General features: G+C 64.8%; 18 protein-coding genes and 1 pseudogene. 12 read left to right on the top strand and 7 right to left on the bottom strand.

Annotated features, from left to right (window positions below):
• The first annotated feature begins 180 nt into the window (after positions 1 to 180).
• The gene (locus AC1D1G_RS08150) at positions 181 to 1,089 is read left to right on the top strand and encodes a LysR family transcriptional regulator (RefSeq protein ID WP_167118175.1); all 909 of its coding nucleotides are present in this window, start codon (positions 181 to 183) and stop codon (positions 1,087 to 1,089) included.
• A gap of 18 nt (positions 1,090 to 1,107) precedes the next feature.
• On the opposite strand, the gene AC1D1G_RS08145 is transcribed toward AC1D1G_RS08150, so the two are convergent.
• The gene (locus AC1D1G_RS08145; RefSeq protein ID WP_477951689.1) at positions 1,108 to 2,253 is read right to left on the bottom strand and encodes an LLM class flavin-dependent oxidoreductase; all 1,146 of its coding nucleotides are present in this window, start codon (positions 2,251 to 2,253) and stop codon (positions 1,108 to 1,110) included.
• A gap of 696 nt (positions 2,254 to 2,949) precedes the next feature.
• Here AC1D1G_RS08145 and AC1D1G_RS08140 point away from each other — a divergent pair.
• The 7 genes from AC1D1G_RS08140 to AC1D1G_RS08110 all read left to right on the top strand — a co-directional run bounded on the left by AC1D1G_RS08140 (position 2,950) and on the right by AC1D1G_RS08110 (position 11,034).
• Positions 2,950 to 3,795 carry a cytochrome P450 gene (locus tag AC1D1G_RS08140; protein WP_477951688.1) on the top strand — a complete coding sequence of 282 codons (846 nt, stop codon included), beginning with the start codon at positions 2,950 to 2,952 and terminating at the stop codon, positions 3,793 to 3,795.
• 6 nt (positions 3,796 to 3,801) lie between these two features.
• Positions 3,802 to 4,005 carry a ferredoxin gene (locus tag AC1D1G_RS08135; RefSeq protein WP_167118166.1) on the top strand — a complete coding sequence of 68 codons (204 nt, stop codon included), beginning with the start codon at positions 3,802 to 3,804 and terminating at the stop codon, positions 4,003 to 4,005.
• Positions 4,006 to 4,007: 2 nt separating this feature from the next.
• On the top strand, positions 4,008 to 5,207 hold the full coding sequence (locus AC1D1G_RS08130) for an NAD(P)/FAD-dependent oxidoreductase (protein ID WP_477951687.1): 1,200 nt from the start codon (positions 4,008 to 4,010) through the stop codon (positions 5,205 to 5,207).
• Between the two features lie 13 nt (positions 5,208 to 5,220).
• Complete coding sequence (locus AC1D1G_RS08125) at positions 5,221 to 6,609, top strand: MFS transporter (protein ID WP_167118160.1); 1,389 nt, start codon at positions 5,221 to 5,223, stop codon at positions 6,607 to 6,609.
• Complete coding sequence (locus tag AC1D1G_RS08120) at positions 6,606 to 7,706, top strand: cupin domain-containing protein (protein ID WP_477951686.1); 1,101 nt, start codon at positions 6,606 to 6,608, stop codon at positions 7,704 to 7,706. The genes AC1D1G_RS08125 and AC1D1G_RS08120 overlap by 4 nt, the downstream gene beginning before the upstream one ends.
• Before the next feature lie 762 nt (positions 7,707 to 8,468).
• Positions 8,469 to 9,917 (top strand): FAD-binding oxidoreductase, encoded by a 1,449-nt coding sequence (locus AC1D1G_RS08115; protein WP_477951685.1) that lies wholly within the window; start codon positions 8,469 to 8,471, stop codon positions 9,915 to 9,917.
• A 13-nt stretch (positions 9,918 to 9,930) separates the two neighbouring features.
• The gene (locus AC1D1G_RS08110) at positions 9,931 to 11,034 is read left to right on the top strand and encodes an SDR family NAD(P)-dependent oxidoreductase (protein WP_477951684.1); all 1,104 of its coding nucleotides are present in this window, start codon (positions 9,931 to 9,933) and stop codon (positions 11,032 to 11,034) included.
• A gap of 470 nt (positions 11,035 to 11,504) precedes the next feature.
• Here the strand turns inward: AC1D1G_RS08110 and istB are convergent, their stop codons facing one another.
• The 3 genes and pseudogenes from istB to AC1D1G_RS08095 form a co-directional block, all read right to left on the bottom strand.
• Positions 11,505 to 12,278: an IS21-like element helper ATPase IstB gene (istB, locus tag AC1D1G_RS08105; RefSeq protein ID WP_477951683.1), complete on the bottom strand. Its 774-nt coding sequence runs from the start codon at positions 12,276 to 12,278 to the stop codon at positions 11,505 to 11,507.
• Positions 12,275 to 13,775: pseudogene (gene istA, locus AC1D1G_RS08100) on the bottom strand (IS21 family transposase). The gene istB and the pseudogene istA overlap by 4 nt, the downstream one beginning before the upstream one ends.
• 70 nt (positions 13,776 to 13,845) lie before the next feature.
• Complete coding sequence (locus AC1D1G_RS08095) at positions 13,846 to 14,364, bottom strand: DinB family protein (protein WP_477951682.1); 519 nt, start codon at positions 14,362 to 14,364, stop codon at positions 13,846 to 13,848.
• 144 nt (positions 14,365 to 14,508) lie between these two features.
• Here AC1D1G_RS08095 and AC1D1G_RS08090 point away from each other — a divergent pair, with 144 nt between their 5' ends.
• The 4 genes from AC1D1G_RS08090 to AC1D1G_RS08075 all read left to right on the top strand — a co-directional run bounded on the left by AC1D1G_RS08090 (position 14,509) and on the right by AC1D1G_RS08075 (position 16,748).
• Entirely contained in the window at positions 14,509 to 14,733 is a 225-nt protein-coding gene (locus AC1D1G_RS08090) for a DUF5652 family protein (protein WP_477951681.1), read from the top strand.
• Between the two features lie 184 nt (positions 14,734 to 14,917).
• Complete coding sequence (locus AC1D1G_RS08085; protein ID WP_477951680.1) at positions 14,918 to 15,088, top strand: hypothetical protein; 171 nt, start codon at positions 14,918 to 14,920, stop codon at positions 15,086 to 15,088.
• A gap of 262 nt (positions 15,089 to 15,350) precedes the next feature.
• Positions 15,351 to 15,506: a DUF6131 family protein gene (locus AC1D1G_RS08080; protein WP_477951702.1), complete on the top strand. Its 156-nt coding sequence runs from the start codon at positions 15,351 to 15,353 to the stop codon at positions 15,504 to 15,506.
• 231 nt (positions 15,507 to 15,737) lie between these two features.
• Entirely contained in the window at positions 15,738 to 16,748 is a 1,011-nt protein-coding gene (locus AC1D1G_RS08075; RefSeq protein WP_477951679.1) for a TetR family transcriptional regulator, read from the top strand.
• A gap of 211 nt (positions 16,749 to 16,959) precedes the next feature.
• Here AC1D1G_RS08075 and AC1D1G_RS08070 read toward each other — a convergent pair whose 3' ends face one another.
• From AC1D1G_RS08070 to AC1D1G_RS08060, 3 genes are read right to left on the bottom strand one after another with little or no spacing between them, the layout of a single operon-like run.
• Positions 16,960 to 17,364: a MaoC/PaaZ C-terminal domain-containing protein gene (locus AC1D1G_RS08070; protein WP_477951678.1), complete on the bottom strand. Its 405-nt coding sequence runs from the start codon at positions 17,362 to 17,364 to the stop codon at positions 16,960 to 16,962.
• A gap of 21 nt (positions 17,365 to 17,385) precedes the next feature.
• Positions 17,386 to 17,544, bottom strand: a complete 159-nt coding sequence (locus AC1D1G_RS08065; RefSeq protein ID WP_477951677.1) for an FAS1-like dehydratase domain-containing protein — start codon at positions 17,542 to 17,544, stop codon at positions 17,386 to 17,388.
• Positions 17,526 to 17,834 carry an FAS1-like dehydratase domain-containing protein gene (locus AC1D1G_RS08060; RefSeq protein WP_477951676.1) on the bottom strand — a complete coding sequence of 103 codons (309 nt, stop codon included), beginning with the start codon at positions 17,832 to 17,834 and terminating at the stop codon, positions 17,526 to 17,528. Before AC1D1G_RS08060 ends, AC1D1G_RS08065 begins: the two co-directional genes overlap by 19 nt.
• Positions 17,835 to 18,478 lie beyond the last annotated feature (644 nt).

Here is an 18,478-nt window from a genome sequence, read left to right as displayed (position 1 = left end):
GTTCGAGGGCGGACACACCCGTGCAATCGGTGCGCACGGGGTGTGTGGTCCTCATTCCCGCGGAACGGATCGGCGATCCATACCACTGAGGCTGTGATGCACCTAACAATAGAGATTCCGTGGTATAAAGCAAATATCAAGATATCGATACACGCATCATTGATTGCTTATAGAGGGACCATGGAAGCGCAACTGTCGCTCAAACGCCTGGAAGTGTTCCGGCTCGTCGTCGAGGAGGGAAGTGTTACGCGAGCCGCGGAAGTGCTGATGGTCGCCCAGCCGGCCGTCTCGGGACAGTTGAGGGCTCTCGAATCATGGCTCGGCGCAAAGCTGTTCGTCCGCCGCGGTAACCGAATGTTGTTGACAGAAGCGGGCGAACGCGCCAACCAGTGGGCGAAGGAGATGTTGGCCTCGGCGGCCCAGATCAGGCGCGACGTCGACGAACTCGGATCGGGGCGAGGCGGCGCCGCGTCCATCGCATCGAGCATGGCGGTGGGCAGCTACCTCCTCCCGCCGATTCTGTCCCGGTTCCAGCGCGGCCGGCCCGGTGCGGACCTCACCCTTTCCAGCTCGCAACCCAACGAAGCGTTGCGTGCGGTGGAAACCGGTGAGGCGGACTTCGCCGTCGTGACCTGGGATCAGCGGCACCTCCCGGACACCATGTCCTCCGACGTCATCCGCACCGAGCCGATCACCCTCTGCGCCGGGCCGGGCCTCGTCGCCTCGTCGAGGGCGCTGTCCCTCGACGAGGCATTGGCGCTGCCGTTCGTCGGCGCGCCGCGGGAGGTGATCTACCAACGCAACCTGATGGAACAGCTCACCCGGCTCAGCGATATCGAACCGAATTTCATCATCAGATTCGGGCATGCCGAACCGATGAAGCAGGCCGCCGCCGAGAACGCGTGGGCGATTTTCGCCCCGCGCTACGTCGTCGAATCCGACCTCGCCGCGGGCCGACTACAGGAGTTGGCCGTTCCCGGCCTCGAACTCACCGAGCGTATCGCGTTGCTGTGGCGGCGGGACAAGTTCTTCTCGCCACTGCAGCAAGCGGCCGTCGACGAGATCCGCGACGCTCTCCGATCCCGGTGACGCCGCGGTCACGCACTGTCACCACGACCAGTTCCGCTCCTGCGGCGGCGACCAGACTCCCGCTTCCCGCAGATACGGCAACACCGGTGAGAACGACTCCAGCTCCTGCGGACTCCACAGAGGAAAGTTGATCAGCACATTGGCTGTCGCCGTGGTGCGCTTGAGCGAAATGATCTTCTCCGCGACCTGTTCGGGGGTTCCGATCAGCTGCAGAACCGAGCCGGCACCGCCGAACGCGCGGGTGGCTTCGCCCTCCCCCATCTTCTCGTACATCGACCGCGAGGATTCGATCGATCCGAGCACATCAGCGGCGATCTCCTTGGTGGCCTCGACGTTGAGAGTCTGCAGCAGACGCGCATATTCCTCCTCGGCCTCGCCCTCGTTCGGGCGCACGATCGCCATCGAGAACGGACACGTTCCCACCGCTCGTTTACTACTTTCGGTCAACGCAGCCAGCCGACGATCGACCTCACGCACCAACTCCTCGGTGTTTGCCAACGTCACCAACTGATCGCAGAACCGTGCAGCGAACTCGGCGCCCGCCGGAGACGCGCCCGCACTGACCAACAAGGGGTGCGGATCCTGCACGGGCCGGGGACTTTTGATCCGTCCCGTCACGCGGTAATACTTGCCGTCGACGTCGATGGGTTCGTGCTCGGTCCACAATCTTTTGACGATGTCGACGAATTCGGCTGCCATGACGTAACGCTCGTCGTGGTCGATGAACGGCTCCCCGAACAGTGCCGCCTCGTCGGCACTGAATCCCGTCACCACGTTCCAGCCCCACCGCCCGTCGCTGAACGCATCGAGCGTGGCGCCCATTCGAGCGACATGAGCGGGCTTGTGGTGAGTGGTGTGGAACGTGGAGATGACGCCGATGCGCTCCGTCGTTGCCAGCAGAGCCATGGCCAGCAACGGCGCGTGATACGCCGGCGACTGGTGCCCGAACCCCTCGGCGACACGTTGGTGCCCGGACCAGTTGTCAGCGATGAACAAGGAATCGAAGCCCACCCGTTCGGCCGCTTGGGCGAGTTCGACCAGGTTCGCTTTCGTCATCGCCGGTGTTCGCCGAGCAGCTTCGTCCGAGTACAGGAAATTTGTCTTTCCACTGGGAAAGAAGTACCCGAGGCTCAGCTGCGAAGGGTCTTCGGTTCTCGGCTTCATGGTGGTCCTCTTCGAGTGCTGCGCGGAACTCCCCGCACAAAGGTGGATAGTGATCGCAATCACACTATCGTTCCCGCGACATAAGGCAAGAATCATCTTTCTGATGAATCCATAAGAAGACGGTTATTCGCTTGTCGATCTGCGGAATAAGTGGCGACTTATGCCCTTATCTCCAATTCGGTAATTGTTTATATAGCGGTGCGCTCTTAGTGTGACCTGGAGCACTGATTTCGAGGCGGGGCCGTCGCGAGCCCACGAAAGGACCGGACCATGTCCACTATCGGCACGGGAGACCGGATACCGCATTGCCCGGTGTCGGAAACTATCACGACCAACACAGCCGAGGGCGAGCAAATGACTTCGCCGACCGGAGGATTCGAATTCGATCACCTGAGTCCGGGTTGGAATGACACGACCCTCTGGGACGCGTACGAGCGCTTGTTATCCGCCGGCGCTGCGACCTACTCGCCTCTCCACGGCGGATACTGGATCATCAGTCGCTATTCGGAGGTCAAGAAGGCGCTTCGTGACCACGAGACCTTCTCCTCTGCCTCTGGTCACCGGATCCCGATGGTGGACGGCATGTCGTCGATACCGATCGACTACGACCCCCCGGTGCACACCCACTATCGGTCGTTGCTGACGCGAGCGTTGACTCCCGACTCGATACGTGATTTGCAGCCGTGGCTCACCTCGATGATCTCCGAGGTCGTCGCCGCGTTCTACCAGTCAGGTGGAGGCGACGCCGTGGCTGAGGTCGCACTGTCGATTCCGCTGCGCGTGCTCACCAAGATTGTCGGTTTCTCCCCGGCAACCGTGGCGCGCTTTCGCGAACTGACCGAGGACATTTGGAAGGACGGGACGGCCGAGTCTCAGCTTCGAGGCCGCGCGGCGCTGGTCGATGCCCTCGACCGCGACATCGACGAGCACCGCGCCCGTCGGCCCGACGACTACCTGACCTGGCTCCTCGATGCTGAAGTCGACGGACGCCCGATCGACATCGGAGAAATACACTCGGTGCTTCTGACGCTGGCTGTCGCCGGCCACGAGACAACCCTGAATTCGGTGAGCACCCTGCTGTATCTGCTGGCATCGGATTTGCCCTTGCAGGAGCGGCTTCGCGCCGACCCCAGTGTCGCACCACGGTACGTCGAGGAGATGCTGCGGCTCCGTACACCTGCACAGATGTTCGCCCGCCGCACCAATCGCGCAGTCGATGTCGGCGATACCACCATCCCGGCAGGCTCGTGGGTACTGCTTCTCAATGCCGCAGCCAACCGCGACCCCCACCAGTTCGAGCACCCCACGGCGTTCGACATCGACCGTTCCGCACGAGGCCACTTGGCATTCGGGTGGGGCATTCATCAATGTGTCGGATCTGCACTTGCCCGATCCGAACTGCGCATCCTTCTCGAAACCCTCTGCCAGTATCCGCCGATCACGCTGGCGGCCGACCCCGCCTTCACGGCCATCGAGGCCGGGACACATTTCGGATTACGAAAACTCCCCCTGGCTTTCATCGACGCTGCACCCAGGAGCTGAAGCACTATGACACCGCGCATCCACATCGACACCGCGGCCTGCAATGGCTACGGAAACTGCCTGGTCGCCGCGCCCGACGTCTTCGACCTCGACCCCGACACCAACATCGCTTTCACCCAGCCCGGCCACCCCACGGAGGCAGACCACGACAGCCTTCGTGAAGCCGAAGCCGACTGCCCCGTCCGGGCTATCCGAATCTCCGAGTCCTGACCATGAACGCCGGAGCCACCACCGTCATCGTCGGCGCCTCCGTCGCCGGAATCCGAGCGGCGGCGGCGCTACGACACAACGACCCGCACCGCCGCATCGTCCTCGTCGACGGTGAAGACGAAGATCCGTACGACAAGCCACCACTGTCGAAGGCGGTGCTGTCGAACACCGACCTCCCGTCACCGACCCTGACCGACCACATCGGACACGGCATCGATTACCTCCGGGGAACACAGGCCGTCGCCGTGGATCCAGCGGCGTCGACACTCACCCTCGGCGACGGGAGCGTCATCCGCTACGACAGCGCCATCCTCGCCACCGGCTCCGCACCCCGCCACCTCCCCCAGCTCGCCGGGATACCGGGCGTGCACTATCTCCGAACCCTCGCCGAGGCGACTGCACTGCGCAACGACCTGCGTCGCCGCCCACGCGTCGTCGTCATCGGCGGCGGATTCATCGGTTCCGAAATCGCCTCCAGTGCGCGCGAACTCGGCCTCGACGTCACCATCATCGAGGCCGGACCACGGATCGCGGCCCGGGTGATGCCGGAACCGGTCTCCCACGCGCTGGCGGCACTACACGCACAACATGGCGTGAGCGTGCGATGCGGAACCGCCGTGCACGGTGCGTCCTATGACGCAGATCGGCGAGCCGTCGAGTTGAACCTCGACGACGGGGACACCATCGTCGGCGACGTAGTGGTGGTGGGGATCGGGACCACGCCCTGCACCGACTGGGCGGCCGACTCCTCGCTCCCCATCCGGGACGGCTTCGTGTGCGGCCCCGACCTGCGGGTGAAGGGCACATCGAACCTCCACGCCATCGGTGACGTCGCCCGCTGGTTCAACCCCCGCTACGGCGAGGAGATGCGAGTGGAGCACTGGACCAACGCCCGCGAGCACGCCGGGATCGCCGCGCACAACATCGGGCATCCGCACTCACCACGCCACGCGGCGACGGTGCCGTTCCTCTGGTCCGATCAGCACGGCACCCGGATCCAGCACGTGGGCGACCCGAACCTGACCGCGGTGGACGTCGACGCAGTGCACCTTTCCCACTCCGCTCGGGTGTTCACCTATTCGCGTGACGGAATCACGGTGGGGGCCACCGCCTTCAATGCCCAAGGCGCCCTAGCGAAGATCCGCAAACAACTGGTCGACCAGCGTGCAGCCGTGCTGCACGCCGACCACATCTACCACTGAACGAGGACGTGCCATGACCGCACCGCCCACCGATCGTCCTGACCCGAGCACGAGCACGCCGCTTCCCGGCAGCCCCGCCGAAACGCCCACCAGTGCACTGCGGCAACGGCGCAGCCTGATCGGTGTCACACTCGGCAACGGACTCGAAGTATTCGACTGGACCTGCTACGCCGTCTTCGCCCCCTTCTTCGCCAAGGCACTGTTCAACCCCCAGAACGCCACCTCCGCACTGCTGTCCACCCTGGTGGTCTTCGGCGTGGGATTCGCGATCCGTCCCTTCGGCGGACTCCTCTTCGGGTGGATGGCCGATCGATTCGGCCGCAAGCACTCACTGCTCGTAGCGATCGCGTGCGCGTCGACCGGGATGCTCCTCATTGGTCTCACACCGACCTACGCCTCCGTCGGTGTTCTCGCCGGCGCAGTCCTTCTCGTCGCTCGACTGCTGCAAGGCCTCGCACACACCGGGGAAGTCGCCGCCGCCTACACCTACATCGCCGAAGAAGCACCTCCCGCCAGGCGAGGCCTGTGGTCCTCCGCGATCTATGTATCCGGATTCCTCGCGATCATGGCCGCCACCATCATGGGCGCCCTCCTGACCACCGCTCTCAGCGAGCACCAGATGGCCACCTGGGGTTGGCGCCTGCCATTTCTCCTCGGCGCCGCCCTCGGCCTGGTAACCCTCTACCTACGCCGCGGCATGGACGAAACCCACGCCTTCACATCCGCCACCGCGGCCCCCACCCGGAACGCCAGCCCGAAACGATCTGTCTTTGCGAATCTGTGGACCTACCGCGCCTCCGGGACCCGGGTGTTCCTGCTCATGGCATCGGTCACCGCCATGTTCTACGCCTGGGCAGTGAGCGGACCCACCTGGGCAATCTCCGTCGCCCACCTCGACCCCACGGCAGCGTTGTGGGCCGGCGTGATCGCGCTCGCCGTCAGCGCCTCGGTCCTACCGCTGCTCGGTTCCCTGTCGGACCGTATCGGTCGACGCCGCAGCTTCTACATCTACGGCCTCGGCGTCGCCGTCACCGCCTTCCCCCTCGACCACCTCGCCCGACAAGGCGCATGGCAATTCGGTCTGGCCATGACGATCGCGCTCGTACTGTTCGCCTTCGTCGCCTCGATCCTGCCGGCGGTCCTGTCCGAACTGTTCCCGACCGGCGTACGCGCCTCAGGCATCGCCATGCCCTATGCGCTCTCGGCCGTCGTGTTCGGCGGAACCGCCCCCTACCTGCAGCAGTGGACCGCGCAACACAACGTTTCGTACCTGTTCGTCGGCTACCTGGCATCGGCCGCTCTCCTCGGCGCCCTCGTCATGCGGTTCACCCCCGAGACCGCCGGCATATCCCTCGAACCCACCACACCCGACAGCACCGATCCGATCCAGGAGAAGAAATGAGCCCGCACGCCCACCTGCTCGACAGTCGCCAGGCACCCCCATACCGGCGGGAACAATGGTCCCCGCTGATGATCAGCGCCGCCGAGATCGACACCGCCTTCACCGCACTCGAAGCCGGCGAACCCGATGACCGGGGCCGCCGCGAGATGCTGATCGTGCATCCGCAAGCGCCGAACGGGGTCCGCGGCCTCGCCCCCGCCACACAGGTCAGCCTCGGTGTCCTCCTGCCCGGGGAATCCACCGTCCCCGTACGCGCCAACACCACCGGCCTGTCGATGTGTCTGGCCGGCAACGGCACGGTCAGCATCGGGGCCCGCACCATGCGCGTGGTCCAGCAAGACGTGTGGACCAAGCCGTCGATGAACCTCGAGGCGCTGGCCAACAACGGCACCACCGCCTTCAGGTATCTGCGCTACACCAACGCGGCACTGCTGGAAGCCATCTCTGCCTACTACGAAGACTTCGGCAGCACCGTCGAAACCCACGACCACGATGTCGTCTCGGCACCAGGACGCCGCGCGAAAGACCTCGCTCCCGCTATCGCGTTGGGCGATGACGGCAGCCAACTCCTGCCCTACGAACACATCATCGACCCCGACCCGATCACCGACTCCCCCCTCCTCTTCGCCTGGGCGAAGGTCAGCCAACACCTCAGCGGCGTCCTCGGCCTCAAAACCGGATACACGGGTCGGCCACTGTATTGCCTGTACAACCCCTCCACCGGACGCCTCAACGGCACCACACCCTCGTTCTTCGCCACCATCACCGCGATCGGTGGCGACTTCGCCGGCGGAACCCACCGGCACATGAGCTCCGCCATCAACTACCACTTCGCCGGCAACGGATACAGCATCGTCGAAGGCCAGCGCTTCGACTGGTCCGCAGGCGACCTGATGCTGTCCGCACCCGGATGGGCGGCGCACGCACACACCATCAGCGGTGAAGGAGCCCGCATCCTCACCGTTCAAGACCACCCCCTGCACACCTCCACGGGATCGCTCGTATGGCAAGAAGACATCGACAACGGTGAAGTCTTGGCCCTCGGAACACAAACAGGCTTCGAGACCAACCTCGCCGAGTACGCCACACAGCAATAGACCGCCCACACGACGTGCTTCAGCCGTCAACACATCGGGCGCGCCCCATAGTCTGACGGATGCACCGAACCCGCTCCGTGCGAGCGGGTTCGGTGCCCGCGGAGCATCACCATAGAACACACGGTGTCCAAAACCGTTCCCGGGCAGAACACCGTACGCGTCTGCCCTTCACGGCCGTCAATCCCTAACACGGCTTTCACAGATTGAACATCCGCATGAGCAACGAAACCCCACGTGGTGGCAGCGCCGGTAGAGGTTCGAAAGCTGCCGCCCGCCCTTGCGACGATCAACTAATCCTCGAACTCGCCATCGAATGGCTACCGTTCGACGGACCATCGTCAGAAGACATCTGGGTGCAGTTCGGGATCGACCGAACACAATTCTGGGAGCGCATCTCGTGCCTGCTCGGTTACCGGCGATGGACATGGCTACTGGACGCGCCCACAGTTCGAGCTCTCTCCGAGCAGGCCACAACAATGTTGCGGGCACACCAGCACTCATCAGAAGGAAGGGTCAAGACGATGACCCCCGAGCACCAACTATGGCGGACTCATCGTCCGTGAAAGGACATCTCGCGAGCGGGCATTGGTCACGGCGAAGCACCGGCCCCGGAACCCCAGATGGGATTCGACACCGACCTCGCCGGATGGCACGGGCACCCGATAAACGTCGACACCGACAATTTCAAACCTATTGCCAGCACGCGATGTCGCCGGCGGCAGACCGAGTTGCGCACGCCTCAGTACAGGAGAAATACCATCCATGATCGACATCCCGACCCTCACGGCCAAGGCCCGATTCACCGGAACCCTCTTCGAGCGCGACGATGAGGGCTACGAGAATGCTCGCGTCGGCCGAGTGTTCCACAGTCGATATCCTGACCGCTTTCCCCCGGCCGTCCTGATGGCCGAAATCGAGAACGACATCGTTGAGGGCGTTCGGTTGGCCAGGGAACGCGGCTGGAAGGTCGGCATAAGGTCTGGCGGCCACAGCTTCCCGGTGTGGGGCGTGCGGGACGATGCCCTGCTGATCGACCTCGGCGGCTACAAGGAATTTTCTCTCGACGAGAACACCGGCATCGTCAGCGTGACCCCGTCCGTCCAGGGCGGCAGCGAGCTGGGCGTCTACCTCGAGCAGTTCGGACGGTTCTTCCCCGGCGGGCCGTGCCCGACGGTCGGTATCGGCGGCTTCCTGCTTCAAGGCGGCATGGGATGGAATCATCGGGGCTGGGGCTGGGCGTCAGAGCAGGTTCTGGCGATCGATGTCGTGACGGCCGACGGCGACCTTGTTCGCGCAGATGCCGAACAAAACTCGGACCTTTTCTGGGCGGCCCGCGGAGCGGGGCCCGGGTTCTGCGGGGTCATCACCCGGTTCCACCTCCAGACCCGACCGTTGCCCAAGGCTCTTACCGGGACGATGCAGATCTATCCCGTGGAGCGGTATGCCGAGATTCTCGAGTGGCTCTCCACAGCGCAGAAGGACATCGCCCCCAGCGTCCACCTGGTCGCGGTATCGATGAATCCACAGTTCGAAATCCCCGGCCACGAGGGAGGCTACGTCTTCGCGGTGTGGGGACTCGCCTTCTGCGACACACGCGAAGAGGCCGAGCAGGCGCTGGCACCCCTGGCGACCGCACCCTACTGCGAGCACGCGTTGATCATGAACAATGCTCAACCCACGACGATGAAGTCCGAGTACGAGTTCGTCGACGTCACCCATCCCAAGGGCTTCCGCTACCGGGTCGAGTCCGCCTGGGTCGAAGGACCGTACGACGAGATCGCTGCGGCCGCACAGACGCTGGTCATGGACCGGCCCAGCAACGAGCCCGGGCATACCTTCTTCCAGTACACCCTTCCCCACGAAGGACCCGACCAGGCCATGTCGTTGATGACCGAAATGATGGTCGGGGTGTACATCATCTACAGCGACGCAGCGGATGACGAAAAATACCGGCAGTGGTCGCTCGGAGCGATGAAGCATTTGGAGCCCTACACAAAGGGGCAGTACTGGGGCGACTCCGACCAGCAACACCGCAGGGTGAAATGCCTGAGCGATGACGCGTGGGCGCGCCTGCAGGTGATCCGTGCCGACCGCGATCCGGAGGGCGTCTTCGTCGACTACCTTGCCGGTGCCGGTGGCTACCAGAACGTCAACGAATGGGAAACGCCTGACGGCGTAAATCTCACCACCACCCTGAGCCAACCCGTCTGAAAGGCACGTTGAAATGGATCTTCACAACAAGACAGCAGTGGTCATCGGAGGAGGAGCCGGCATCGGCAGAGCCGGTGTTCTCGCGCTCGCGCGCGCCGGTTGTGATGTCGTCGTCGCCGACATCGACGAGTCCGCAGCCAAGGCGGTTGCGTCCGAGGTCGAGGGCCTCGGGCGGCGCTCCCTCTCGGTCGCCTGCGACACCACCCGAACAGAGGATCTCGCAGACCTGCACCGTCAGACATCCGAGGTGATGGGCCAGACCGACATCGTCTGGAGCCATGCAGGCACCTCGGTAGCCGGCCCGCTGGAGCAGATCCCTCTCGAGCGGTGGGAGCATGTTCTGGATGTCAACGCTGTCGGCGTTGTCCGTGCCTTCCTCGAGTTCGGGCCCGAAATGGTGGCGCGAGGCCATGGCCACCTCATCGTCACCTCATCGAGCCTCGGGCTGTTTCCTGAGCAAGTGCCGTTAGGGGGTGCCTACACGTTGTCGAAGTCCGGTTTGATCGGTCTCGCCCGCACGCTGAACGCCTACCTCTCACCGCAAGGCGTGGGCGTCACCTTGCTCTGCCCGGACATCACCAACACTCGGCACACGCTCGAAGTTCCCCTAGTTGGCATACCGACCGAGGTCTTCGAAGCCGGACTCGAGCTGGAGGCCCTCCAGAGCCCCGACGAGGTCGCGGACGCGTTGCTCGCCGGCTTGCGCGATGACACGTTCCTGGTCTCGCTCACCCCGGATGTCCGACAGAGGCTGCACGACGACATCGACCAGATGACGGGGCGCGGGCAGGTGCCAGACGGTGCGGTAATCGTCCAAAGTGGACGCCTCGTGATCGAGGAGGACCTCCATGACCGGGCCAGCGCCGCAATCGGGGAGCTAGTGGCGAAGTCGGTCCGCGATGCGGGCAATATCTCGTTTGTTATCAGCGCTGACCTAGTGGCACGGGGGGTCTTCTACGTCTATGAGGAATGGGAGTCGCAGTCAGCGCTCGATCAGCATGCCGATTCGGAACATGGCCGGGCCTTCGTCGGGATGCTCCCCTCTCTAGGAATGCGGGAGTTGTCGCTGCGAGTCCACCGGGTCGAATCGAGCCAGGAAGTCACGATCCCGGTCTGACGCCATACCGCCGACCGGCATGCATCCCGCCGGCATTCGTCGCCTCCAACCGGGGGTCGGTCGGCAACCCGGCGAACCACACACACGAGTCCACGGGCCAGGATGCAAACACTGATTCCCCTCCCCAGGATCACGCTAGGGGTCCCGTAGTCGCTGCGCACTCCCTCTCCGCGTCTCTCCGCCGTTTCCTCGGTGTAGGGCCTGAGCCGGGTGGTCAGCGCAAGCGCCTATGTCCGCCGTGGCCGGCCGCGTAATCCGGCGATGTTCGATCCCGACTCACCATTCTCCTGCGGCCGGCGGTATCGAGCACACACTGCCAATCATGCCCGGCTCGCGAAACGACATTGGTGTCAACGGACACGAGGAAGTCCGGGCCGGCGGACATGAGATCTCCGGATCTGTGGACGTCAAAATTCCGGATGTGCGGTCGTTGAAGACCGGTGGCGGGCCGGTGCCGTTGGTCCGCGTCGTTAGTCGAGTGGGTGCACGCCCTTGCCGGCGAGGGCGTCGGCGAGGCGGTGTGAATCGCCCTTGGTCACGATGACGTGGGCGTGGTGCAGGAGCCGATCGACAGTAGCGGTGGCCAGGGTCTTCGGCATGATCGTGTCGAATCCCGAGGGGTGAATGTTCGACGTCACGGCGACCGAGCGGCGCTCGTATGCGGCGTCGACGATGCGGTAGAACGCCTCGGCGGCGTCCTGCCCGGCGGGCAGCATGCCGATGTCATCGACCACCACGAGATCGCAGGAGCAGACTTTCGCCACCGTCCGGGCGACGGATCCGTCGGCCTTCGCCTTGTTCACCGTTTGGGTGAGGGTTTCGAGGGTGAACCACAGCACCCGCAGGTCGGCCTCGATCGCSGCGTGCGCGAGCGCTTCGACGAAATGACTCTTCCCCGTCCCGGATGCTCCGGACACGGCCAGGTTCTCCCGGCGGTGCACCCATTCGAGCGTGGTGAGCGCGTTCTGGGTGGCCTCGGGAATMGAGGACTCCTCCGGGCGCCACGACGAGAACGTCTTGYCGGTCGGGAATTTCGCGTTCTTGCGSCGCATCCGCCGGGTGGCGGCGTCCCGGCCGACGACTTCCTCCTGCAGCAGCACCCGCACCACCTCGGCCGGGTCCCAGCGTTGGGCCCGGGCGGTCGCGAGCAYGTCGGGGGCGGCCTTGCGCAGATACGGCARCCKCATGCGGGTGCAGATCTTGGCCAGCTCGTCCGGGAGGGGCGGCGCCGAATTGCTGTTCATGCGCCCACCCGGCCCCATCCGGCGGTGCCGGGTTGCGTGGAGTGGGTTTCGTCGACCACAACCACAGGTCCGGGCTGGACGGCGGCGGCAAGGTGGTCAAGGATCGAGGCGAGATCCCCGTCGCCGAACCGGCCCGCCACCGCGGCCACGGCCAATGCCTGATCGACCCGTCCGGCGCCGAGGACATGGGCGAATTCGACTGCCCTGGCCATCTTGTGGCGGATCCGGACGACCCCTCCGGCGGCGGCCTCGGTCAGCCAGCGGTGTGCACCCTCGCCGAGGGCGAGGAAGTCGATCTCGGCCGCGGTGCGCGGGCGGRGTTTGGGCAGGCGCAGCACCGATCCGTCATCGGGGTGATGCGGGTAATGCGCGGCGACGATCCTCGGGTTCCCCGGGGTGGACAGTCGGTGGCGGGCGATCTCCGCGACACCGCCTCCGGTGCGAGCGACGATCACCAATTCGTCGCCGGTGACCCGGCACCACACCTTCGTCCCTTGGTGCCCGTCCGGGGTCGAGTACCGCACGTTKCCCCAGCTGACGGTCTGATCGAAGCCGACGAGGCGCTCCTCACCGAGGGCAAGCAGATGCGGATCCTCGGGCAGCACGTGCAGCCGGYCGAGTTCGGTGGCCAACCGYKYGGCCGGGGCGGCCCCGACGGCGCGRTGCGGGCGGGCGTTGACCTTCTCGCACCACCGCTCACATGCGTCGACGAGCTCGGCGAAACTCGGGTATTCCTCGAGCAGGTTCGCCTCGGTCGGCACCAGATCGGCCTTCGCGATCTTGACCGTATGCTCGGCGCCGCCCTTCGATTCCGGGTCGAACGGTTCACACGTGTGCACGACGCAGCCGTAATGCTTTCCTGCGGAGACGATGTCGGGGTGGCGGACGGGGACGCCGGCGATCCGGTCCATCGTGACGGTTCGGGGATTGTCGGTCAGCAGATACGTCGGTGCCCCACCGATCCGGCGCAGCGTGGTGTCCAGGCAGGCGATCAACGTCGGGAGCTGCTGGTCCCACGCCGGCACCACCACCCGAAACCTCGACCACGACAACCATGCGCAGAACAGTTGGGTWCGCCGGCCACCGACCCGCGGGCCCTCGCCCCAATCGAACTCCCGGCCACATCCCCGGCTCCGGGATCCAGGGCCGATACTTYCGGCGGTGCCCGGCCCGGTACGTCGCCTTGAGCTCGGCGACCGCGCGGCGGGTGGTGCGGTCGGTGCCATCGAAGCCCATCGCGGTGAGCTTGTCGTGCACCACGTCCGCCCGGATCCGGCCCTGTGAGGCCTCCACCAGCTCCTCGATCTTCCCGAGGAACGGGTCGATCGAGCGTGCGCGACGCGCACGCTCGGCCGGGTCGCGGCCGGCGTCGCGGAGCKCGACATACCKGGCCACCGTCTTCTCGTCACACCCGACCAGCTGCGCCGCCGAATGCGCACACTGRGTCAGGTCGTAGGCYTCCAAGATCTCCATCACTTCCCTGGCACACTTGGTCATGGGGTTCCTTCGGTCGGTTGGTTTGCGCGGCAAACCAAGCCAACWCGGGCGAAGGAACCCCGTCCGGTATTTACGCCAGCGTGTCAATCAGCTGTTTCGCGGCCGCCGACCCGGAATTCTCGTGTCCACTGATCCGGAGAAACCGTGTCCGCCCAACCGGAGCGAACTGACCGCCTACAAGGAGTCTGACGTGTCCGTTGGCAATGCGCAGGACAAACGACCTTCGGGATGCCGAACCGTATGGCCCGGCGGCCGGACCGATCGCCGCGGTCAGGTCGACAGATTCGAAGGTGACGAGCTCGCGGAAGGCGGTGTACGCCAAGTCCATCGAGGCCAGGGCATCCTGCGCGCAGTCCGCGCCCCCGTTATCGACCTTTGCCTCCGGTGGCGTGACCGCGAGCCACGTCCAGTTGCGCGATTGGGTCAGGACTTCAGCGATGTGAAACAACCGCCACCGAATGGTGATCTTGTCGTCGGCGTCAACCGACCGCCACGACCACTCCCCATCGGTCAGTCCAACCATACGGTTCCACAACCGTTCCCAAGCGTGGTCGAGCAGGTCCAGCACATCCTTGTCGGCAGTCTGCATGGTCACCACCCTGCCAGTGCGCACAGGGGACCGCTCGGCCGCAACCGCTGCCGAAGAGAACCCCTCAGATGGGCATAGCACCAGAGGCGCAGCGACCGGCCATCGGCCTTGCTCCAGGTCAGGGATCAGGCGCACGATGATCCCATGACCAAGAAGCGTTGGAGTGACCTCGATCCACGTCTTCGGCAAGCACTCCTCATTGACGGCGCCTTCGAGACAGGCCTGAAGATCGCCACGTTGATCGATCTTGCCCAGCGTCCACGTTCGGCCATCCGGGGCTCGAAGTCCATGTGGGCACTCGCGCTCGCCCTGGTGAACTCGGGCGGGATTTTGCCGGTCATCTATCTGCTGCGCGGGCGCGCCGGATGAAATGCCGTGTGTCACTATCCAGAGCAACCCACTCCACCATCCCATTGACCGGCCGCATCCCGTCAGGCGATCCCGTTGGGGTGTCTCATGACACCGACGCGACGATCTGGGGTACCTCCGATCTCAAGCACAAGGACCGGCTCTGCTCTGCTCTCGTTACGGGCTGGCACCGGAGTAGAACGGGATGATGGAAAGGCAAGCAGCCGTCGTGCTCTACGTGCTCGCACTGGTAGCCGTCGTGGTCGGCGTGGACGTCCTGTTCTTCAGGCACCACTTCTGGGAGCGGCTGATGGTGAACGTCGGGATCGTCCTGGTGTTCTCGGCGTTCGGTTTGAGGTTCCTGAAGGGTTCATGAGCGCAGTCGTGTCTGATGCGGCCAGCTTCCGAGAACGGGTCGTTTCAAGACCCATCTGCGAAAGTTGATCTTGCCGTCAACGTCTCGCTCCATGAGTCAGCACAGATCTCGGATGCCGAGGATCTACAGACGTCGTGCCCGAGCTCGGCGGTGTTCGCGAGCATAAGCGTGACCGTCCAGGGTTTTCACCACTGCTCAGCGGGTAACCCCGGACCATACGCGCAGGTCGGTGGCGCACACCACAGCTGAAACGACGTTCCTCGTGATCATTCTCGGATTGATTCTGCTCGTGATCGGATTCGTGGCGCACATCTCGATCCTCTGGACCATCGGGATCATCCTGTTGGTCATCGGGATCATCCTCGCCCTGCTCGGTGCCACCGGCCGCGCCGTCGGCGGGCGCCGGCACTGGTTCTAGGGTTCCAGCACCACCACGAGATCAGACACGAAATCAGAGCGGTGGCGGTGGGAACCGGTGTCTCTCACGAGGTACCGGACCTCTTGCACGCGGGTTCGTGCCGAGTTCGCTCGCTGCGCGTCGACACTCGAGCCGAGCGCTCGGACCCTCATCCTCGGGTCCGGCATTCACAGCGGAACGAGTCGATATCGGCGGCGAAAACGTCAGCGGTCGCTTTCCGAAGGCGGGGTAATGCAGAAGCGGGCGGAAGTCACGGGTGCGGCGCTGTTCCGCGCAGCGGCGGCGGTGTTCATCCGTGTCGGCTACGCCCACGCCCGACTGAACACGATCATCACCGAGGCTCATGTCAGCAAGGGCGCGTTGTACGACCACTTCGGATCCAAGGAAGAACTCGCTCGCGCAGTCATCGCGGCGGGCAGTACCCGGTTCAAAAGCGCGTGCGACCCATTTCTCACCTCCGGGATCCCTGCCGTCGAGGCGTTGATCGGCATCTCGTGCCTGCTGCTCGACCCCGCCGTCAACGACACCCTGGTCCAGGCAACCTTCCGTCTAATCACGGACGTCGGCGACCGTCCAGCAACGGGCACGACCCTCCTCGGCACCTGGCTGTCCGACTACCAACACCTCGTCCGCCGCGCCATCGCCGAAGGCGACCTTCGCGAGGAAGACCCCGACACCCTCGCTCACCTCCTGGTGGAAGTCTTCACCGGGATCCACCTCGTGGTCGCGGCCACCGGCCGCTCCGACGATCTGCCCACCCAACTGACCTCGACCTGGGATCTCCTTCTGCCCTGCCTCGTCGACGCAACGAAACTCGACCATTCCCGTAGCCTCGTGACCCGACAGGTCGCTCGATTCGGTGACCACCGCACACCCCGGCCACCGCCACCGTCACCATCGACGTGTGACCGCCCGACGAACCGCGGCGAGCCACAACCGGACCGGCAGCGGACGACCGCGGCAACCCCGTTCTCGACCCCACCCCTCGGTGACGACCCACAAGACCCGAGAAGAACCTGCCTGAAGCCCCTCAGACAGGTTCCGACGCCAGTTTTTCATACGCACACCCCGAACCCGATCGAGACAGTGGGCACGGTGATCGGCGAACCGGCATCCCGCGACGCACCCGACCGATCACCTCGCCGAGGAACGGTGGACGATCGCCACCGACCGGTTCAGAAGTGCCCGAGATTGCCCTGCCAGAGAGCCGACATCACATACAGGACGATGACCAGCGGATAGTACAGATTGATCACCGCACTCACCTGCACGAAAAGGGACGGACCGGAAGATTTTCCCCGTCGACGTTCGGGTACCCGCCCGACAGGCGACTACGCGAGGCGACATGCCCGTTACCCGGTGGCGCGTCACCGAAGCGCCTCCCGCCCCCCTGCCAACCGCTCGACGTGGCACCGGCCACCGAACCCCACCGCCCTCGGCAGTGGCGGTTCACCTACGCAACCAGGTTGACCACCACTCGTGTCTTGCCCAACACCGCCCGCCCACCGCAACTGACCGTCAGATCGATGCGGGCGGTCGCGGCCCCGGCGTCGACCTCTGTCACGGTGGCGATGATGTCGACGTCCGCACCGAGCTCGGGGTCCACGACCACCGGTCGGGTGAAGCGGGTCTCGTAGCCGAGGATACGGGTGCCGTCACCGAGCCAGTCGATCACCGGGTGCAAGGCCAACCCGGCGGCGAGCATGCCGTGCGCAAGCACACCCGCCAGCCCTGCCGCCGCGGCCACATCGTCGCGGTAGTGGATCGGGTTGAAATCCCCGGAGGCACCGGCATACCGCACCAAGGACTCCCGACTCACGGTGTGGGTGGTTTTCGCCACCACATCCCCGACGGCCACGGCGGTGATCGGGACGGGCGGTCATTCATCGTCTCCCCGCGCGAACAGGGTGGAGATGACGGTCGCCACGGGGCGCCCCTCGCTGTCGCGGATAGTACTGGACGTGGTGACGATCGCGTAGGCGCCGCGTTCGGTGACCGCGGTGATGGTGAGATCGGTCGTCAGCTCGTCACCGGCCACGATGTGCCGGTGATACCGGCGCTCTGGGACCCGTGCACGACCCGGGTCGGATCGAGGCCGGTGTCCGGGCTGCGAAGCAGCTGTCCGACCGCGGGTTCGACCAGAACCGCCGCAAACGTCGGTGGCGCAACAACATCGGGATGGCCCGCGGCGCGGGCGGCGTCGACATCGACGTGGATGGCATTCGTGGTGGACACCGAGTGCGCGAACTCGCGGACCTTCTCCCTACCAACGAGATACGGCCCCACGGACGGAAAGACACGACCCTGCAGGTTCGGATTCAGCAGCATCGCGTGAACTTTACCGGCGTATGCATGACGCGGGGACGATCACGGTCCGGTCCGCCGCTTCGATTCCGGGATCCGCGGCGCCGACCACCTGACGGCCGTGTTGCGGTGCGGAACGCAACATAACGGGAGCGACCCGATTAGCTGCCCGAGTACGGGCTCCGTAGAGCAGCCCGAACGCGAACCTTCGATCCCTGGGACAGCGTGGCGTCTATCGGGCAACACTCGCTGGACGGACGGCGGCGAGTGCATGGCCGTCGAGAACGAAACAAACTGGAACGACCAGCGAGGTATGTTGCCGCACATTCTATTTGGTTCAAATTGTCCGATTAGCCCGGGATGTCCGGTAACGGGGCCCGCTCTCAGGGAATTCTCAACGAGGATCGCGTACGGTCGGATCGTTATCTCCGTGGGTACAGCGAAAATCCCTGCCCCGCAGCGTCGGAATCGAGCCGCGTCGAATTCTCGGGCGGGTGCCGTCCGGGTTGCCGATGATCACCCTTCCACCTGTTACGCGGTCCACCAGGATCCGGATGGTTAAGTTTGGCATCCAGTATGTAGCATCGTTTTCTTGGTAGCGACCTTTCGCGACGCGTGCAACCACAGCCGTGCGTTGGGCGTCAGGGTGAGGGTCGTCGACGAAATGT

This window comes from Rhodococcus sp. P3_B8 (assembly GCF_056402775.1).
The sequence above is the reverse complement of the archived record's forward strand: the minus strand, read 5'-3'. Positions and strand labels throughout refer to the sequence as shown.